Annotated in this window: 18 protein-coding genes and 1 riboswitch; of the genes, 7 read left to right on the forward strand and 11 right to left on the reverse strand. The window is 67.1% G+C overall.

Features of this window, described 5'->3' with window-relative positions:
* Positions 1–48: 48 nt before the first annotated feature.
* Both LDO22_RS13630 and LDO22_RS13635 read right to left on the reverse strand, forming a co-directional pair.
* Entirely contained in the window at positions 49–639 is a 591-nt protein-coding gene (locus LDO22_RS13630; RefSeq protein ID WP_224023857.1) for a hypothetical protein, read from the reverse strand.
* 67 nt (positions 640–706) lie between these two features.
* Complete coding sequence (locus LDO22_RS13635) at positions 707–2,059, reverse strand: MATE family efflux transporter (RefSeq protein WP_224023858.1); 1,353 nt, start codon at positions 2,057–2,059, stop codon at positions 707–709.
* Positions 2,060–2,168: 109 nt separating this feature from the next.
* Between LDO22_RS13635 and LDO22_RS13640 the strand changes: the two genes are divergently transcribed.
* Together LDO22_RS13640 and LDO22_RS13645 are read left to right on the forward strand one after the other, a co-directional pair.
* Positions 2,169–2,606, forward strand: a complete 438-nt coding sequence (locus LDO22_RS13640; protein ID WP_224023859.1) for a DoxX family protein — start codon at positions 2,169–2,171, stop codon at positions 2,604–2,606.
* 132 nt (positions 2,607–2,738) lie between these two features.
* On the forward strand, positions 2,739–3,755 hold the full coding sequence (locus tag LDO22_RS13645) for an acyl-CoA thioesterase (protein WP_224023860.1): 1,017 nt from the start codon (positions 2,739–2,741) through the stop codon (positions 3,753–3,755).
* On the opposite strand, the gene dnaB is transcribed toward LDO22_RS13645, so the two are convergent.
* The gene (gene dnaB, locus LDO22_RS13650) at positions 3,752–5,137 is read right to left on the reverse strand and encodes a replicative DNA helicase (protein WP_159629496.1); all 1,386 of its coding nucleotides are present in this window, start codon (positions 5,135–5,137) and stop codon (positions 3,752–3,754) included. The two genes, LDO22_RS13645 and dnaB, sit on opposite strands and share 4 nt — an antisense overlap.
* A 643-nt stretch (positions 5,138–5,780) precedes the next feature.
* Between dnaB and LDO22_RS13655 the strand changes: the two genes are divergently transcribed.
* The gene (locus LDO22_RS13655; RefSeq protein WP_224023861.1) at positions 5,781–6,098 is read left to right on the forward strand and encodes a hypothetical protein; all 318 of its coding nucleotides are present in this window, start codon (positions 5,781–5,783) and stop codon (positions 6,096–6,098) included.
* A gap of 2 nt (positions 6,099–6,100) precedes the next feature.
* Positions 6,101–6,667 carry a hypothetical protein gene (locus tag LDO22_RS13660; protein ID WP_224027241.1) on the forward strand — a complete coding sequence of 189 codons (567 nt, stop codon included), beginning with the start codon at positions 6,101–6,103 and terminating at the stop codon, positions 6,665–6,667.
* Here LDO22_RS13660 and LDO22_RS13665 read toward each other — a convergent pair.
* The 6 genes from LDO22_RS13665 to rpsF form a co-directional block, all read right to left on the reverse strand.
* A complete protein-coding gene (locus LDO22_RS13665) occupies positions 6,664–7,290 on the reverse strand; it encodes an FMN reductase (RefSeq protein ID WP_224027242.1) in 627 nt (208 codons plus the stop codon). The two genes, LDO22_RS13660 and LDO22_RS13665, sit on opposite strands and share 4 nt — an antisense overlap.
* 105 nt (positions 7,291–7,395) lie before the next feature.
* Complete coding sequence (locus tag LDO22_RS13670) at positions 7,396–8,244, reverse strand: PhzF family phenazine biosynthesis protein (RefSeq protein ID WP_224023862.1); 849 nt, start codon at positions 8,242–8,244, stop codon at positions 7,396–7,398.
* 81 nt (positions 8,245–8,325) lie between these two features.
* Positions 8,326–8,778 (reverse strand): 50S ribosomal protein L9, encoded by a 453-nt coding sequence (gene rplI / locus LDO22_RS13675; protein ID WP_018769834.1) that lies wholly within the window; start codon positions 8,776–8,778, stop codon positions 8,326–8,328.
* 17 nt (positions 8,779–8,795) lie between these two features.
* Positions 8,796–9,035 carry a 30S ribosomal protein S18 gene (gene rpsR, locus LDO22_RS13680; RefSeq protein WP_003800144.1) on the reverse strand — a complete coding sequence of 80 codons (240 nt, stop codon included), beginning with the start codon at positions 9,033–9,035 and terminating at the stop codon, positions 8,796–8,798.
* 125 nt (positions 9,036–9,160) lie between these two features.
* Entirely contained in the window at positions 9,161–9,736 is a 576-nt protein-coding gene (locus LDO22_RS13685) for a single-stranded DNA-binding protein (protein WP_224023863.1), read from the reverse strand.
* A 72-nt stretch (positions 9,737–9,808) separates the two neighbouring features.
* Positions 9,809–10,114 carry a 30S ribosomal protein S6 gene (gene rpsF / locus LDO22_RS13690; protein WP_015939036.1) on the reverse strand — a complete coding sequence of 102 codons (306 nt, stop codon included), beginning with the start codon at positions 10,112–10,114 and terminating at the stop codon, positions 9,809–9,811.
* Positions 10,115–10,501: 387 nt separating this feature from the next.
* Positions 10,502–10,650, forward strand: a riboswitch (cyclic di-AMP (ydaO/yuaA leader).
* Positions 10,651–10,656: 6 nt separating this feature from the next.
* Between rpsF and LDO22_RS13695 the strand changes: the two genes are divergently transcribed.
* The 3 genes from LDO22_RS13695 (at position 10,657) to LDO22_RS13705 (ending at position 14,559) form a co-directional block, all read left to right on the forward strand.
* Positions 10,657–11,760 (forward strand): glycoside hydrolase family 16 protein, encoded by a 1,104-nt coding sequence (locus LDO22_RS13695; RefSeq protein ID WP_224023864.1) that lies wholly within the window; start codon positions 10,657–10,659, stop codon positions 11,758–11,760.
* A gap of 121 nt (positions 11,761–11,881) precedes the next feature.
* Positions 11,882–13,075, forward strand: a complete 1,194-nt coding sequence (locus LDO22_RS13700) for a glycosyltransferase family 4 protein (protein WP_224023865.1) — start codon at positions 11,882–11,884, stop codon at positions 13,073–13,075.
* A complete protein-coding gene (locus LDO22_RS13705; protein WP_224023866.1) occupies positions 13,072–14,559 on the forward strand; it encodes an oligosaccharide flippase family protein in 1,488 nt (495 codons plus the stop codon). The genes LDO22_RS13700 and LDO22_RS13705 overlap by 4 nt, the downstream gene beginning before the upstream one ends.
* A gap of 12 nt (positions 14,560–14,571) precedes the next feature.
* Here LDO22_RS13705 and LDO22_RS13710 read toward each other — a convergent pair whose 3' ends face one another.
* Together LDO22_RS13710 and LDO22_RS13715 are read right to left on the reverse strand one after the other, a co-directional pair.
* Positions 14,572–15,585 (reverse strand): aminoglycoside phosphotransferase family protein, encoded by a 1,014-nt coding sequence (locus LDO22_RS13710; protein WP_224023867.1) that lies wholly within the window; start codon positions 15,583–15,585, stop codon positions 14,572–14,574.
* On the reverse strand, positions 15,582–17,558 hold the full coding sequence (locus LDO22_RS13715) for a hypothetical protein (protein WP_224023868.1): 1,977 nt from the start codon (positions 17,556–17,558) through the stop codon (positions 15,582–15,584). The genes LDO22_RS13710 and LDO22_RS13715 overlap by 4 nt, the downstream gene beginning before the upstream one ends.
* Positions 17,559–17,588 lie beyond the last annotated feature (30 nt).

Raw genomic sequence — 17,588 nt, forward strand, 5'->3', positions numbered from 1 at the left:
GTTTCGCACCCAATTTTCTACAGAAAGTAGAAGGGCGCTCCTCCTAGTTTACGGCTTTCCTGCGCCGCCCCGGGCATCGTGCCGCAGGGTCAGGCCGGACAGCACCCACAGGACCCCGGAAATAATCGCCCCTCCACCGGCCACGCCCAGCAGGGCGTGGGCGCCGAGGTTGATGAAGAACGGCAGCAGCACCGCTGTTCCAATCCCGATGATCCCGGACGCTATCCAGTCGCGCGCCAGGACGTGGCGGCCCCGGTGCTGCAGGCCGCAGGCCAGCTCGAGGACACCGGCCACCCCCAGGCCCAGGGCGGCAATCACCCCGAACAGCAGGTCGCTGTGCAGCAGGAGCACCGCAAAGCCCGCGCCGGCCAGGACGGCGCCGGCGGCGGAAAGCAGCTTGCCGGAGAGCGACTTCGGGGCAATCCCCGCGGCAGGGATGGCGCGGAGGGAAACCACGCCCGTGGCCAGGAGATACAGGCCGCCGGCCCAGCCCATGACCTCCACGGAAGGCGAAGTCCAAAACACCGTCACGGCACCGAATGCCAGGGCAGCAGCCGAGCGCAGCAGGACCGGCTTCCAAAGGTCATTACGGGGGGCAGTTCCCGGGGCAGCGCCCGCAGGGGTGGATGGTTGCGTCACCGGTCCAGTTTAGTGGGGGCTGCCGGAAGGGCGAACCGGCACTGCGCACACTTTGCCTGCACTCGATTCAGAAGGAGCCCAGGACCATCCAACGGTCGGACCGGGCGCGCACGCCCAGCGTGAGTGCCCGCGCGGCCATGTATCCCACACCAAAGGCGGCCCACAGCCAGCCCAGCCCTGCGGCGCCGGTGGCACCGGAGAATGCCACCCAGGCCAGCAGCGGCACGTAGATGGCGATGTTCACCAGCCCGGCGAGGGCGAGGTACCGGGCGTCGCCCGCGCCGATCAGCACCCCGTCCAGGACGAAGACGTAACCCGCGATGGGCTGCCCGGCAGCCAGGACCCAGAGGGCGACCGTGAGCGCCGACTGCACCTGGGGATCCGGGGTGAACAGGGCTCCTGCCCAAGGGGCAACCACGGCCAGCAGCAGGCCGGTCACCACGCCGAACCCCGCGCCCCATCTGATCATGGTGCCGGTCAGAAGCCTGGCCCTGCCGGCATTCGAAGCACCCAGCTCCTTCCCGATGAGCGCCTGCGCGGCGATGGCCAGGGCATCCAGGGCGAACGCCAGGAAGGAAAAAATGGTCATGGCCAGCTGGTGGGCGGCGAGGTTGACCTCACCCTGGGCCGTCACCACCAGCACCGTGGCCAGGATGGCTGCCCGCAGGCTGAGCGTGCGCAGCATGAGCCAGGATCCGACGCGGGTCATGCTGCGGATCCCCCGCCAGCTGGGCAGCAGGCTTACGCCGTGGCGGACGGCGTTCCGGCGCACCATCACCACATAGACCGCGGCCATGGCCCACTGGGCCACGCTGGTGCCGATCGCCGAGCCTGCCACGGACAAGCCCAGGCCATAGACCAGCCACAGGTTCAACACAATGTTCACGCCGAATCCGGCCGTCGCCACCACCAGCGGAGTCCGGGTGTCCTGCAGCCCCCGCAGCACGCCGGTGCCGGCGAAGATCAGCAGCATCGCCACCAGGCCCGGCATGGACCAGCGGAAATAGTCGACGGCAAACGTGCGGGCACTGCCCTCCGCGCCCAGCAGGTCGATGAGCGGTTCGGCCGCGGCGAACCCGGCCACCGCCAGCAGTACGCCGAGGAGGGCTGCCAGCCACACGCCGTCGCGCCCCGCGGCCAGCGCCTTGCCCAGCTGCCCTTCGCCGATGGCGCGGGCCACGGCGGGTGTCGTGGAGTAGGCCAGGAAGACCATTAGTCCGACGGCGGTCTGCAGCACGGCCGATGCCAGCCCCACCCCCGCGAGCTGGGCGACGCCGAGATGCCCCACGATGGCAGAGTCCGCCAGCAGGAAAAGGGGTTCAGCCACCAGCGCCCCGAAGGCAGGGACGGCGAGGCGGAGAATTTCGCGGGCGGGGGCCCGGGTGCCGGCCGCGGCGGCAAGGGCAGGTTGTTGGGGCACGCTGCCAGCTTAACCGCGCCTGCCGGCCGGACCGCCTCCGGCATGACAAATCCCACAACCAGGGCAACTTAGTTGACACTTCAACTATATATCGGGAACAGTGGAAGGCATGAACAAGCAAGCACTGACCACTACTGCCCTTGCCGCCCTCCGCATCATCCTTGGTTTTCTCTTCGCAGCCCACGGCTGGCAGAAGTTCAACGAATGGACCATCGCCGGCACCCAGGCTTCCTTCGCCAAGATGGGCGTTCCGGCCGCCGACGTCATGGCGCCCGCCATTGCGGTCCTGGAACTTGCCGGCGGTATTGCCCTGATCCTGGGGATCCTCACCCGCGTGGTGGCCGCCCTCCTCGTCCTGGACATGCTGGGCGCCCTGTTCCTGGTGCACGCGCCTGCCGGCGTGTTCGCGGCAAACGGAGGCTACGAACTCGTGCTGCTTCTGGCTGCGGCATCCTTCGCCCTGGCCCTCACCGGAGCCGGCAGGCTTTCCCTGGACCGCGCCCTCTTCGGCCGCCGCCCGGAGTCCCGCCTGGCGGTCCTCGCCTAACGGCTCCTGCATGACCGAACGACGGCGGCAAGGCACCCACGGTGCCCTGCCGCCGTCGGACTTTTAAGCTGCGCCTTGGCTTTGTTGCAGCGCCAACCGGCCGGTAACCGGGGCCGCCAGTAGGATCGCAGCATGACTGAGTCCGGCCGTCCCAACTCCGTAACCCTCCGCTTCCTCGCCGCTCCCACCGACGTGGGGCACAGCGGCTCGGTGGATGCCGGCACGGTGCTCGAGTGGGTGGACAAGGCCGCCTACGCCGCAGCGGTGGGATGGGCCAAGTCCTACTGCGTGACTGCCTACGTGGGAAACATCCACTTCGCCGACCCCGTCAACAGCGGGGACATGGTGGAGGTGGAAGCGACCATCGTCTATACGGGCCGGTCCTCCATGCACATCCACACGGTGGTCTCTTCCGGGGATCCGAAAGGCGGGCCGGCCACAATGCGCAGCCAGTGCATGGTGATCTTCGTGGCGGTCGGGGCGGACGGCAAGCCCATCCCGGTGCAGCAGTTCGAACCCGCCACCCCTGCCGAGATCGAACAACGCGACCACGCACTGGCCCGGATCAAGGTCCGCGAGCAGATTGTGGAAGCCATGAACCGGCAGGAATATACGGACGCCGGTACGGCCGAACGCGTAACGCTGCGCTTCATGGCCGCCCCTACCGATGTGAACTGGGGCGGCAAGGTGCACGGCGGCATCGTTATGAAGTGGATCGACGAAGCCGCGTACGTCTGCGCGTCCCGGTACTGCGGCCGGGACACCGTGGCGGTCTTCTCCGGCGGCGTGCGCTTCTACCGGCCCCTGCTGATTGGCCATGTTGTGGAGGTGGAGGCGAGGCTGGTCTACACGGGGACCAAGGGCATGCACATCGCGGTCCACGTCCGTTCCGGCGATCCAAAGGGCCGGGAGTTGAACCTCACCACCTATTGCCTCACCGTGATGGTGGCGCGCGACGACGAAGGCAACTCAGTGCCCGTCCCGGCATGGGTGCCGGTCAGCGAGGAAGACAAGCGGCTCCACGCCCACGCCCGCGAACTCCTCGAGATCCGGGGTACGGCCCCGGGGAACCGCCTGCCGAACCATCTTCTCGCCGCAGCGGGACCTGCCGGCAGCGCCGCCTCCCGCACCGGGAGCGAAGGCTCCTAGAAGCCGCCGCCACCGCCGGCGTCGCCCGCCATGTTGGCAAAGCGGGAGTAGTGGCCCTGGAACGCCACCACGATGTCCTTGGTGGGGCCGTTACGGTGCTTGGCCACCAGGATGTCCGCCTCCCCGGCGCGGGGTGATTCCTTGTCATACACGTCTTCGCGGTGGAGCAGGATGACCATGTCGGCATCCTGCTCGATGGAACCGGACTCACGGAGGTCCGACACCATGGGGCGCTTGTCCTGGCGCTGTTCCGATCCACGGTTCAGCTGGGACAGGGCGATCACGGGAACCTGGAGTTCCTTGGCGAGGAGCTTCAGCGCACGCGAGAACTCGGAAACTTCCTGCTGGCGGGACTCCACCTTCTTACCCGAGCTCATGAGCTGCAGGTAGTCGAGAATAACCAGCTTGAGGTCATGCTGCTGCTTCAGGCGGCGGCACTTGGCCCGGATTTCCATCAGGGACATGTTGGGGCTGTCATCGATGAACAGCGGGGCATCGTTCATTCGGCCCATGGTGGTGGCAATCTTGGACCACTGCTCGTCCTTGATGGTTCCCTTGCGGAGGTCCTGGAGCCCAATGGTGGCTTCGGCGGACAAAAGGCGCATGGCGATCTCGTTCCGGCCCATTTCCAGGGAGAACATGACCGTGGAGAGGTTGTTCTTGATGGCCGCAGACCGGGCGAAGTCCAGGGCGAACGTTGACTTACCAACGGCGGGGCGTGCGGCGATGACGATCATCTGTCCGGGGTGGAGTCCGTGGGTCAGCTCGTCGAGTTCGTAGAACCCGGTAGGGACACCGGTCATGCCCTCCCCGCGGTGGCCGGACGCCTCAATTTCGTCCACCGTGGACTCCATGACGTCCTTCAGCACCACGTAGTCCTCCGCGGTGCGGCGTTCAGCCACGGCGTAAACCTCCGCCTGGGCCTGGTTGACCAGGTCCTCCACCTCGCCGTCGGAGCCGTAGCCCAGCTGGACGATCTTGGTGCCGGCGTTCACCAGGCGGCGAAGCACCGCACGTTCAGCGACGATCTCGGCGTAGTAGCCGGCGTTGGCTGCAGTAGGCACGGTCTGGATGAGCTCGTGCAGGTAGGCAGGGCCGCCGATCCTGTTGATCTCGGCACGCTTGGTCAGTTCATCGGATACCGTAACCGCGTCCGCGGGCTCCCCGCGGCCATAGAGGTCGATAATGGCCTCGTAGATGGTCTCGTGCGCCGGGCGGTAGAAGTCCTGGCCGCGGAGGATTTCAACAACATCCGCGATGGCGTCCTTGGACAGCATCATGCCGCCAAGAACCGACTGTTCGGCGGCGATGTCCTGCGGCGGCTTCCGGCTCGCGTCCGATCCACGGGTTGCCTCAACAGGGTCCAGATGCGCGATTGACAAAGCTGCCGTCCTCCATTTGTACCGGGCGTGCGGCCCGGTGGTCCATCCTGTTCACGGCCTCCGACAACCGGATCCGCCACCCATCCAGGTCTACCCGCAGGCCCTGACAATCAAGCTCCGGGGTCCGGAAACCAGCTCCGGGCCGGAGTTATCCCCAATATCCACAGCTTTTCCACAGAGAGACGTGGGAGGCGGCGCGAAGAGCCCCGAAAACCGAACAAGGGGACCCTGTTTCGACTGTGGAGAACAGGTACCCCGCTACGCTAGCCGCCACGGCGCCACCCGCAAAGCCAGCATGCCGCAGGCCCTGTGGATAACCTGTGCAGTATGCGGCATAGCTTGTGCACAGCCTGTGGGGAACTCTGTGGACACAAAACTTTTTTGGCCCACTTTCAGCCTCTGACCTGCAGAAACAGGAGGGCTTGCTTGTGGAGTAAATATTTCCTCCAAGGAATTTCATCCACAGGCGCTGAAGGGGATGTGCAGCGGCAGGAGGGCTGCAGGGTCCCCGGAGCGTCCCTCTCCGCAGGCCCGTGGTGCTCCTCATATTCCGTACCGGAAGTTTGACTGCCACGCGCCCGGCCCTGTATGCGCACACGTGAATATTGCTGTGGATAAACCCAATCTGGATTAAGCTCTACGTATGGGCGATCTCCTGCTGGTGCTGTTGCCGGCGATAGCTTTAGTGGCGCTCATCTGGGGCATTGCCACCGCACTGCGGCCACGTGATGCGGGAACGTCGGAAGCCGACAAATACCAGCGCGAGCTTGCCGAGCGCTCGGCACGCCATTACGCAGCCCAGGTCCAGGCTGCCACCGCTGCCAGGGCCCGCCTGGCGGCGGCTACCCACCCCAGCCAGAACGCCCAGCAGCACAACCAGCAGCAGGAATATATCCGGGCGGCCGGCCAGCAAAGCAACCTCACCTGGCAACGGCCAGGAAGTACAAAGAACGGCTCATGAAAATGGAATCCCTTGTGGCCCCGGTCCTCATCCTGCTCGCGGTGATTGCGGGGGTCCTGGTGGCATACAGCGCCGCCCGCAGGCGCAAAGCAGCGCGCGGCGCCGCCCCGTCCCAGCCCGCCGCCACACCCCAGGAACTGGCCCGGACAGCTGCCGGGCGCCTGACGGAGGAACAGCACCGGCGGATCTACGCCCTGATCGCACAGGGCCAGGCCATGGCCGCCATCAAGCTCTACTACGAGGTCACCGGTGAAGGGCTGCGGGCCTCACGCGATGCGGTGGGCGCGTTGGCGGCCCACCCCCAGCCCTACGTGGGCAAGGAGCCCGCACCGGTCATCGAAGAGGACGACGACGAGCCGCAGCGGTTCCCGTACCGCTACCGGGCGATCGCCAGCAAAGGCGACGTGACCCGGGAAGTCAGCAGCAACATGCTCAATGACGAGATCTACGGAAGGATCCGCACGCTGGCCCGGAGCGGCGACACCGAGGCGGCGGCCACGGCGCTGACGCGGCACTCCGATATCTCGCTCAAGCAGGCACGGGAATTCATCGCCCTGCTGGACGACTAGCGGGATCCGGAAATACCGGCCAGCAACTGCTCGAACGGGAGGGATTCCAGCGGGGCGGACTTCCGGCCCGGCTGAAGCCCCTCCAGCAGGCGGGTGAACTCCCCGGCAGCACGTTCGATCCGGTCCGCGAGGGATGCCCCGCCTTCCTCGGCGGTTCCCCAGTCCTGGGGCCCAGCGAAGACGCCGGTGGCCGCAATGATCGTCCGAAGGTAGCTGAACAGGGGCCGAAGAGCGTAGTCCAGGACCATCTGGTGCCGGTCCGTTCCACCGGTGGCACCCAGCAGGACGGCCTTGCCATCCAGCGACTTGGGATCCAGGACGTCGATGAAGGACTTGAAGAGACCACTGTAGGAGGCGCTGAAGACCGGGGTCACGGCGATGATTCCGTCCGATGCCTCCACACCCGCGATGACGTCCGCCAGCCTCGGGGCGGCGTAGCCGGTGACGAAGTTGTTGGCGATGTCCACCGCAAGGTCGCGGAGCTCGACGACGTCCACGGCCACCTGGTAGCCGCCTGCCTCAAGCTGCCTCGCAGCAGCCGCTGAAAGCTGGTCGGCCAGCAGCCGGCTCGATGAGGGGACGCCAAGTCCTGCGGAGAGGACTGTGATGCGGCGGGTTTCCATGGCATTCTCCTGGTGCTCGTTCAAATCATCATACATGCGTTTGCATCTATACCGTTGAACTGCCGCAGGTGGCGGAGTATTCCCGGAGGTTCTGCGGGACCCTGATCAGAGCAGGACGGTTCCCTGGATGCACGTGGTCGATTCGCCGCCCACCCAGATGTCCCCGCCCTCAGCGCTCACATGGATGCGCCCGGCCCGGCCCAGCACGGTCCCCTGCGAAGCCACGTACTGCTCCGGCGCCCTGCCGGTTCCCATCAGCCATTGGGCTGCACCGGCATTGAAGCTGCCGGTGACGGGGTCCTCCGCCATCGCGTCACCGGGCAGGAACGTGCGCACCTCAAAGTCGGCGCCGGTGCCGGGAGCATGCGGCCCTATGACGCCGATCTTCAGGTCGCCCATGGCTGCGTGGTCCGGTTCCAGGGCCAGCACCTGCCCGGCGGACTGCAGCAGGACACCGATCCATTCCGGCCCGTTCACCAGCCAGCACGCGTCGACGATGTCGCCGGGGGCCACCCGCAGCGCCGCTGCCAGCTGCCGGCGGACGGGCTCCTCCACGGGGCCGGATCGCGTCAGGGGCGGCGCGGCGAAAGCCAGCCTCCCGCCGTCGCGCTTGATCCGGACAAGCCCCGCCGCGCATTCCTGCACCACGCAGCCGTCGGACTTCGGCACCCCTCCGCTTTCCAGCCAGGTATGGGCAGAGCCCAGAGTCGGGTGGCCCGCAAACGGGAACTCCTCGCTCCCGGTGAAAATCCTGACCCGGTAATCGGCGCGGGGATCCCGGGGAGGCAACAGGAAGGTGGTTTCCGAGAGGTTGGTCCAGTTGGCGAAATGCTGCATGGTCGCCGCGTCCAGGCCTTGGGCATCAAGCACGACGGCGAGCGGGTTGCCACGGTAGGCCAGTCCGGCGAAAACATCCACTTGGTGGAAGGGGCGGGGGCGGGGGTTCGGGTTCACCGGAGCAGGCTACCACCGCACAAACGAAAGACCCCCGCCGCCGGAGTCCGGCGACGGGGGTCGTGACGTGGAGTGGGGAAATTACTTTCCTGCCACCACGTCCAGTTCGATCACAGCGGCAACGTCAGCGTGGAGGCGGACGTTGGCCTGGTAGGAACCGACCGACTTGATGTGTGCGGGCAGTTCAACCTTGCGCTTGTCGATCTTGCCAAGGCCAGCGGCCTCAACAGCGTCGGCGACGTCGCCCTGCTTGACGGTGCCGAACAGACGGCCGGACTCGCCGGCCTTGACGACCAGCTTGACCGGCTTGGCGGACAGTGCAGCGGCCTGCTTCTGAGCATCTTCCAGGGAAGCGTGCTCGCGGGCGGCGCGGGCAGCCTTGATGGACTCAACCTGCTTCTCGCCACCCTTCGACCAGGTCAGGGCGAAGTTGCGGGGCAGCAGGTAGTTACGTGCGTAACCGTCCTTGACCTCGACAACATCGCCGGCAGCACCGAGACCGGTGACTTCGTGGGTCAGAATGAGCTTTGCCATGTTAGTTAATCCCTTCCTTAGCCGCGGCCAGCGCCGGAGTAAGGCAGCAGAGCAACTTCGCGGGCGTTCTTGATTGCCTGGGCGATCTTGCGCTGTTCCTGCACCGTGACGCCAGTGACGCGACGGGCGCGGATCTTTCCGCGGTCGGAGATGAACTTGCGCAGCAATGCTACGTCCTTGTAGTCGATGACAGTGATGTCAGCGGCCTTCAAGGGGTTGGACTTTGGTTTGGGCTTACGGAGTTCAGCCTTAGCCATCGTGGAGCTCCTATTCTAGGGAGCCCGTGGATATTGATCCACGGGATGGTGGTGGTCCGACGGCGGCAGTGCCTTGGGTGCGTGGCGCACCCGGGCAGTCCCGGCGCCGGGCCGTTATTTGGGTTTTAGAAGGGAGGTTCGGAATCGGGGCCGTTGCCCCAGCCGCCTGCGTTGGAGACACCGGGCGTAGCCCAGGGATCGTCCTGTGCAGCCTGCTGGTTGCCGCCGCCCCAACCTCCACCGGAGTTGCCGCCCTGATTTCCACCAGAGTTGCCTCCTCCGAAGCCACCGCCGCTGTTGCGGCCGCCGAAGCCGCCGCCACCCTGTCCGCCGGAGCGCTGGGTGCGGTTGACCTTGGCATTGGCGTAGCGCAGGCTGGGGCCGATTTCGTCGACCTCAAGCTCGATAACGGTGCGCTTTTCGCCTTCTTTTGTTTCGTAGGAACGGCTCTTCAGGCGGCCGGTCACGATGACGCGCATGCCCTTGGTCAGGGATTCGGCGACGTTCTCGGCTGCTTCACGCCATACGGCAGCGCGGAGGAACAGGGTTTCCCCGTCCTTCCACTCGTTGGACTGGCGATCAAAGGTGCGGGGGGTGGAAGCGATGGTGAAGTTCGCTACTGCCGAACCTGACGGTGTGAACCGCAATTCCGGGTCATTGGTGAGGTTACCGATGACCGTAATGGTGGTCTCGCCTGCCATCTACTGCCTCCTTGTTCGATCCTGGGTGAAGAGTGCGTTTCCTGCGGGGTAAAGAATGAAGACGGTGCTGAATTACTCAGCAACAACCTTCTGCTCTTCGGGGCGGGTGATCTTGGTGCGCATGATGGTCTCGTTAAGAGACAGCTGGCGGTCAAGTTCCTTGGCGGTCTCCGGCTTGGCGGTGAAGTTCACCACGGCGTAGATACCTTCGGACTTCTTCTTGATGTCGTAAGCCAGACGGCGACGGCCCCAGATGTCAACCTTTTCGATGGTTCCACCATCGTTGGTGATGACGTTCAGGAACTTCTGAAGCGACGGCTCAACGGTACGCTCTTCGACCTCGGGGTCGATGATTACCATCAATTCGTAAGGACGCATATGTGAACCCACCTCCTTTGGGCTAAGCGGTTACGGCATTTCCGTAACAGGAGGTTCATTTGCGATTCCGTGCAATGCCTTGCCGCCGGAACGGAGGCAGGACGCAGCACAGACTTCAATATCTTAGTGCATTTGGACCCGATAGGCGATTCGCGCTTGACCCAAGGCTAGCCCCGGTGGAGGTGGGCAGCAGCCGCAGGTTCAGCCATGTGGAAAACCCTGCCGTCACTGGCGCCCATACCAATGCACTTTGCCGACAGGGGAGCGCCACGCCAACGCAGTGAGGTCCGTTACCTAATTGTGATTCGCAGACCCTTTTCGTGTACGGTCGTCCGGGGGCCGCCCCCAGCCGGCTCCAGTCCCGGATGCCGCCCAACTCTGCCGCGTCCGTGATTATCACCAGATTCCAGGCAGAGGCGGGGGACCCAAGCGTCCCGGGCACGGCAACGCGCCTGCCCTTGGGGTGAAGCCGCAGCACGCGGCCGCATGCCCTCATTCGAACCCGACAGCTAACTCCGCAGGCGACGAGAGGTAGCATCCCCATGCCCGCACCCCGCAAAGGCAGCGCCAAACGAGCGCACCGTTATCAAAATGAGACAGATCCCGCCCGGACATCCCCGGCCTTCAAGTCCGGTGCTCCGGCCCGGGCGCGCCGCCGCTGGCCCCTTGCCGCCGGTCTTGCCGCAGCACTCCTCGGAGCAGGTTCCCTTGGCCTGGGCCTGACCCACGGTGACGGAACCGCTGACGTGGCGCGGGTGGCGAGTGCAGAGGATGCCGGCAGCGCCGCACCCACCCAAACTCCGGACATTCCGGTCCCCGCTCCAACGCCAGTCCCGGCAGTCGAGGCCGCTCCTGCCGCCGCTCCTTCGCCGGCAGAGGCACCGGCACCTGCCCCCGCAGCAGTACCGGCACCCGCTGCCCCTGCCCCTCCCTCCGAAGCACCCATCGCTGTGGCGCCGGCGGCGGCACAGCTGGCCAGCACCGGGACGCCTGCGCCCGCCGGGGTCCCGGGGAACTGGACCATGACCTTCGCCGACGAGTTCAACGGGGCCGGACTGGACACCGCGAAGTGGTCCGGCTGCTGGTTCTCCCCCGGTTGCGGAACCATGAACAAGGTCTCCACCAGCCCGGCGAACGTCTCCGTGGCCAACGGGAACCTGGCCCTGGGGCTCAGCTCATCCACCTCCGGCGGACTGGTATCCACCAACCCGAAGGGCGGGGCGGGGACCGGCTTCCAGTTCACCACCGGCTACGTCGAGGCCAGGATCAAGTTCCCGGGCAACGCCAACGGCCTCTACAACTGGCCTGCCTTCTGGACCACCGGACAGTCGTGGCCGGCCACCGGCGAGAATGACATCGCCGAGGTCCTGCAGGCCAAGATGACCGTGAACTACCACTCCGGTTCCGGCTCCCACAACCAGGGCGGCGTGGGCGGCAACTGGGCCAACGAGTACCACACCTTTGGCCTGCACCGGATGGCAAACTCCTCGGACGTGTACTTCGACGGCGTCAAGGTCAAGTCCTACCCCACCGACGACGGAAATGCCCCGCAGTACATCGTGCTGAATGTCGGCGCCTCCTCCACGAACCCGGCCTACGGCGCGCCGTCCCAGATGATGGTGGACTACGTGCGCGCCTGGCAGTAGCAGGCCACGCCCCCAGGTGAAAGGGCGACGGCGGGATCTCCCGCCGTCGCCCTTTTTCGGCTTCCCTCAAGGTTGCCTAAAGCAACCCTCCGGCGACGATGTGATCCAGTACACTCTTGCAATGAAGCTCCTGTACGTGACGGAAAGCGTGCCCAACCGGGATCCGGAACTGGGGGACGGAAGCTCGATGATCCCGTACGAAGTAATCCTGCACCTCCCCCCTGGCATTGCCGTCACGCTGCTGACTTTCTCGGGTCCTGTTCCGGTTCCGGCAGAGATCAGGAACCGCTGCGATACCATGTACGAACTGGCCCCGCGCGAGGAACTTTCGGCCTTTGCCCGCTCCATGGGCGGCCTCACCGGATTGGGAAAGCACCGGCGGTCCACCCCCTCCGCCCGCGCCGCCGCGGCCCGGTTGTCCGCAAGCCGGGACGCCACCCTGATCCATGGCCCCCATGCCCTCTTCCTGTCCCACTGCGTCACCGGTCCCCTGGTGCTGCAGACAGTGGACCCCTGGTCCATCCGGGCCGGCATGGACACCGCCATCGCCCGTACCTTCCGGCCCGCCTACCGGCTGCGCGAACAATTGGCCGCCCGCGCTGAACGGCAGCTGCCGCCCCGGGCCAGGCTCCTGACCGTCGGAGCCCAGGACGCAGCGGCCTGGTCCGCCACGCTGGGCAGGCCGGTCACGAGCATCCCCAACGGCACGGCGGTGGCCACCGGTCCCCGCCGGGAGCGGAAAGCCCCCGTGGTGTGCTTCGCAGGCAGCCTAAACTACGCGCCGAACGTGGACAGCGCCACGGTACTGGTCAACAGGATCGCGCCGCTGGTGTGGCGGGAGGTCCCGGACGCCCGCTTCGTCATCGCAGGGCGGCGCCCCACACCGGCGGTTCAGGCGCTGGCCGGACCCCGGGTGGATATCCTGGCCAACGTGCCTTCCATCCTGGATGTGTTCCAGGGCGCGGATGTGGCGGTTTTCCCGGACGAACACGGCGTGGGTATCCGGAACTCCGTCCTGGAGGCCCTCGCCGCGGGGCTGCCCGTGGTGGCCACGCCGGTGGCCGCGAGGGAACTTCCCGCACATCCGCTGCTGGCCGTTCGGGACAGCCAGGACACTCTTGTCCGCGAGGTGGTGGAGCACCTCACCGCCCCCAAGCAACCGCCCGGGCCTTCCCACGGCACCGCCGGAACGGCGGCCGCAGGCGCAGTCCGCACCTGGGACACCGTGGCAGGCCAATACCTGGCGGAGGTCCGTGCGGCCATGGCCGGTTCATCCCCGGCGGGGGAGCTTACCCGGACGAACAGGCAACCATGACGTACGCGCCGGGGGAACTGGAGCGCAAGGGAGTCCGGGGAGCCCTGTGGCAGGGGCTGGCCTTCGCCTCGGGCAGGGTGATCGTGCTGGTGACCACGGTGGTCCTGGCACGGCTGCTCTCACCTGAGGAATACGGCCTCGTCGCCTTGGCGCTGGTGCTGATGGCCTACGCCGAGACCATCGCCGATGCCGGGGTGGGCCAGGCGTTGGTCTACCTGCCCAAGACACCGGTCATCGCCAGGTCGGCGCTGCTGCTTTCCGTTGCCCTGGGCGCAGTGCTGGCCGTGGCGGCCCTGCTCGCTGCTGACGCGGTGGAGGACCTCCTTGGGCTGGAGGGCGTGGCCCCGCTGGTGCAGGTCCTTGGCGTTTCGGTGCTTGCCACGGCCTGCGGTGCCGTCCCGGAAGCCATCATGCGCCGGGACCTGAAGTTCAGGCAGCTCACGGCGGCTCCTGTACTGCGCGCCGCAACCATGGGAACGGTGACCCTCTACCTGGCCTTCACCGGCCACGGCGCCTGGTCACTCGCCGTCGGAACGGCTGCCGGGTCGGTGGCCTATGCCGCCACCTGCTGGTTCCTGGTCCGCCGCGAGGCGCCCTGGCAAATCTGGCGCGTGAGCAAAAGCGCCATCGGGGAAAATGTCCGCTTTGGCGCCCCCGTCGCCGGCAGCACCATGCTTGCCCGGGCGATCTTCGACGTCGACTACCTGGTCATCGGCATTGTGCTGGGCGCACACGCCCTGGGTCTCTACACCCTCGCCTTCCGGCTGCCGGAGGCCCTGATCCTGAACGTGTTCTTTGTGCTGTCCACCGTCCTGTTTCCCCTGTACACGCAGGTCCGGGGCGACCGGCAGCGGCTGCGGGACGGCTACCTGAAGAGTGTCACCGTGCAGGCGCTCTACGGCATCACGGCAGGTGTGGGCCTGGCCGTAGTGGCGCCCGTCCTGGTCCCGGTCCTTTTCGGGCAGCAATGGGAGGAGTCGGTGACCCCGCTGGTATTCCTGGCCCTGTACGCGGCCGCCCGCTCCCTGGGTGCCGGGGCCAATGACGTCTACAAGGCGATGGGCCGGCCCGGTCTTTCCATCTGGATCTCCGTGGTCCGCCTGGTGGTCCTCCTCCCGGCCCTGGTCTTTGCCACCCAGTGGGGCATCGTGGGGGTCGCCTGCGCCCAGATGGTGGTGGCCGTGGTCTTCGCGTTCGGCATGCAGGCAGTAGCCGCCAAGGTCATGGGGACAAGGATGCGCCGGATGATGCGGGCCGCCGCTCCGGGCCTGGTGTGCGGCGCCGCGGTGGGCCTGGTGGGCCTGGTCAACCTGGCACGGCATGCCCTGGGACCGGTCCCCACGCTGGCTGTCATGGTGGTGGCCGGAGTGGGCGCGGTGTACGCGGTGCTGCGGTTCGGCTACCGGGACCTGCACGACGAGATCCTGGGCCTTTTCCGGCGCAACCACGAAAACCCGGGAGCGGCGGAAAGCCGGACCTCCTAGCGGGTGGCCGCCCTACGCGGCTTCCACAACATGGCGCCACAACCAGAAGTCCCTGTCCGCCTGGAGGGCGGCCCGGACTTTCCCGTTTCCCTGCGTCGGATCAGCCTCCGCCTCCTGCGCCAGCCGGTCGGCGAGCGTGGCGGTGGACCGCGCCCACGTGGCGATGACCAGCAGCGGGAGGAGTGAGAGGTCCACTCCCCTCATGCCAAGGTGGCGGGAAAGCGGCTCCAGCGCCCAGCCGCCCTTGCCGAAGGCTTTGTCAAAGGCCGCCATCTGGGCCTCCCGGGCGAACGCCTGTTCACTGGATTCGCTCAAGTACTGGAGGTAGAACACCAGGTCGTGCCCGGGCACTCCATCCGTGAGCGACCGTTCCCAGTCCATGACCTGCAGGGCGCCGCCGGGTTTAACAAGGAGGTTCGGATGGCTCAGGTCGCCGTGTTCGATGACCGCGGGCAGTTGCGAGCGGCGCAGCGGGGCAAGGAGTTCGTGCGTGCGCCCAACGAGTTCGTTTGTCCGGGCATCCGGGCCGGCCAATCCTTCCAGGGCCGCCAACGGCGCGGCAACGGCGCGCTGGTACCAGTCCACGTTGCCGGCGGCGGGCTGCGTGCAGGGAAGTGCCCCCACGAACGCGGCCCCGGTGGCGACGGCGGCAGGAAGATCCGCTGCCACCGTCCTGGGATCGAGCGGCAGGCCGGTCAGCGCGGTTTCGACCAGCACCGTGTACGGCCCCACGTCCCGGATTCCCACCAGTCGTGGAACACCGGCGCCTGAGTCGCGGACGGCGGCGGAGAGCTGGGCCAGCATGGCCGCCTCACGGCGGACGCCGCTGTTGTCCCCGGGCTGCCGCGGCACCTTCACCACCAGGGCCGGTTCGCTGTGCCGGGAGGGGAACACCAGGGCCACCACGTGCCGGGAGGTTGCGAACCGCGGGGTCAGCAGCAGTGTCTCCCATTGTTTGCCCAGGCCGTACTGGTCCAGGGCAAACTCGTCGAAGTGGTCCCGCAGGAACTGGTCTATGAAGCTCATTGCGCCGCGTTCCTCTCCGGAAGCCGCCCGGTGACGGTGCCCTCGGGGACCAGGAGGTCGAAGACGTGCAGTGCCAAGGCCATGTGCACCGCAGCCGCTTTGAGGGCCCCGAAGCGCACATCCTTGCGCAGGGCCAGGGTGTCCCGGATGGATACTCCGGACCGCACCGGAACCAGCCGGGCTGTCCGCTCCCGGTTGGGGGCGTTCCAGTACAAGGCGACGTCCTGGTAACCCCGGCGTTCCAGCGTCCGTTTCCACCCTCGCAGCGTCCGGGGTCCGGAACGCTGGAGCAGGGACCGGCTGGCTTCCACGCAGATCCAGCCTCCCGGCTCCAGTGCCAAGCCTGCGCTTTCGATCTGGCCGGGGCCCGGCGAGGCCAGCAGCACCACGTCGCACGTCCGGCCGACCGGCCCGGTGTCCGGCTCGTCCAGCCGCACAGCCTGCGGGTCCAGCAGGCGCAGCGCCGATTCTGTTTCCGCGCTCACCCTTCCGGCGAAGCCGAGGGTGCGCGGCTGCAGGACCGGAAGCAGGAACCGCCAGTCAAGGAGCCGCCACAGGTGCAGGGACAGGGCCTCGCCGGCGACGGTTTCCGCCGCGGCCGGGCTCTGGGAAGTGGGGCCGACGGCGGGGGTGCGGTGCGGGGCGCGTCCTGCGGTGGTTGCCCTCCCGGCAGCCGGGGAGCACGTGTCCCAGATGATGCCGGTAGCCACGCGCTGCACGGCCTCCACCGGCTGGGCCGCATCAACCACCCGGCTGCCGGGGAGCCGGCCCGCCAGCTGGAGGTAGTCGTTCCGCCAGGACTCCAGGAGCTCCGGGCTGTGTTCACCTTTCCGCTCGAACATCACCGCGCCGGGAACATCAAGCACCAGGAGCACGTCCGGGGCAGGGATGACGGCCAGGGCCAGGGCGTTGCTGATCCGCGCCAGGGGACCGCCGCCGGGGCCGGCCAGCAGCGCATCGTACGCCACGCGGTCCATCAGCACCACCTTGCCCATGCGGCGGTAGAACCTGGCCAGGATCCCGCCACGGACCAGCCGGTACACCTTCTTGGCCGTCCTTCCGCCCGGAATCCGGTTGAGCACAGCATCAAAAGGCCCCGCGCCCCACAGGCCCATGTATACGTATTTGGTGGGCAGCGGCACGTCGGCGTGGAGTCCGTTCAGCAGGGTGGTCTTTCCCGCTCCGTCCGGAGCCATGACGCCCAGCAAAGGAGTATGCCCCCGGAGCCGGGCGCCCGAGCGCCTCAGTGTCCGTCTGACCGCTTCCATGAACGCAGGGTTCGCCCCGCCACTCCAGGACGCCCTCATCCGCGAGGCCATCGCGGGAGCATCCCCGAACCGGCCGGCGAGGACCAGGTTCAACATGTCGGTTGCCAGCCCTGCACCCACCCTGCGCCGAACCGACTCCGCAATCCTGCCGCCGTCGGCCGCCACCCTGGCAGCCGCCCGCGCAGCCTCCTGCCGCGCCGGCGTGATTCCACCCTTGTCCATGAACAGATGCAGCAGCAGCAGCCAGGCCTGGTCCGCGGCGTCGGGCATCCAGTAGGAGCCATACCGGACCCTACGCCGGAGGCAGCGGGCCGCCCACGGGGTGCGCCACTGCTGGCAGGAGCCGAACGCCAGGTCGGAGACGACGTCAAGCTTGATCCAGGCTCCGTCGCCGGGTGAGTAGCTGAAGTAGAACCTGTGGCTGCCGTGTCCCCAGGCAAGGACCCTGCAGAACCCTGCTGCCGCCATCACGTCGTCGAGCCGGGAAAGGAGGTGCTTGTCCACGAGGATGTCCACGTCCCCCGCGGGCAGGGCCAGATCGTCCTCGCCGCGGAGCAGGAGCCACGGCAACCCTGTCCCGTCGAGGGTGTCGAAGACCGCTGCCACCCGGGGGTGAATCTGTTGCCTTCCGCCAACGTCGGGCTCCGTCAGGGCACCCGGGTGACCCAGCTCTTCGGGAACCGGAAGGTCACTGGTGATTTCCATGGTGCAATCCCCCAAATCGTCCTAAACCGC

Source organism: Arthrobacter sp. NicSoilC5, from assembly GCF_019977395.1.
GTDB lineage: Bacteria > Actinomycetota > Actinomycetes > Actinomycetales > Micrococcaceae > Arthrobacter.

Bases quoted from the DNA above. Each gene is read 5' to 3' on its own strand.
- LDO22_RS13640 (WP_224023859.1), top strand. From the start codon at position 2,169: ATGAACAAGCAAGCACTGACCACTACTGCCCTTGCCGCCCTCCGCATC.
- LDO22_RS13645 (WP_224023860.1), top strand. From the start codon at position 2,739: ATGACTGAGTCCGGCCGTCCCAACTCCGTAACCCTCCGCTTCCTCGCC.
- LDO22_RS13655 (WP_224023861.1), top strand. From the start codon at position 5,781: ATGGGCGATCTCCTGCTGGTGCTGTTGCCGGCGATAGCTTTAGTGGCG.
- LDO22_RS13660 (WP_224027241.1), top strand. From the start codon at position 6,101: ATGGAATCCCTTGTGGCCCCGGTCCTCATCCTGCTCGCGGTGATTGCG.
- LDO22_RS13665 (WP_224027242.1), bottom strand. From the start codon at position 7,290: ATGGAAACCCGCCGCATCACAGTCCTCTCCGCAGGACTTGGCGTCCCC.
- rplI (WP_018769834.1), bottom strand. From the start codon at position 8,778: ATGGCAAAGCTCATTCTGACCCACGAAGTCACCGGTCTCGGTGCTGCC.
- rpsR (WP_003800144.1), bottom strand. From the start codon at position 9,035: ATGGCTAAGGCTGAACTCCGTAAGCCCAAACCAAAGTCCAACCCCTTG.
- LDO22_RS13685 (WP_224023863.1), bottom strand. From the start codon at position 9,736: ATGGCAGGCGAGACCACCATTACGGTCATCGGTAACCTCACCAATGAC.
- rpsF (WP_015939036.1), bottom strand. From the start codon at position 10,114: ATGCGTCCTTACGAATTGATGGTAATCATCGACCCCGAGGTCGAAGAG.
- LDO22_RS13695 (WP_224023864.1), top strand. From the start codon at position 10,657: ATGCCCGCACCCCGCAAAGGCAGCGCCAAACGAGCGCACCGTTATCAA.
- LDO22_RS13700 (WP_224023865.1), top strand. From the start codon at position 11,882: ATGAAGCTCCTGTACGTGACGGAAAGCGTGCCCAACCGGGATCCGGAA.
- LDO22_RS13705 (WP_224023866.1), top strand. From the start codon at position 13,072: ATGACGTACGCGCCGGGGGAACTGGAGCGCAAGGGAGTCCGGGGAGCC.
- LDO22_RS13710 (WP_224023867.1), bottom strand. From the start codon at position 15,585: ATGAGCTTCATAGACCAGTTCCTGCGGGACCACTTCGACGAGTTTGCC.
- LDO22_RS13715 (WP_224023868.1), bottom strand. From the start codon at position 17,558: ATGGAAATCACCAGTGACCTTCCGGTTCCCGAAGAGCTGGGTCACCCG.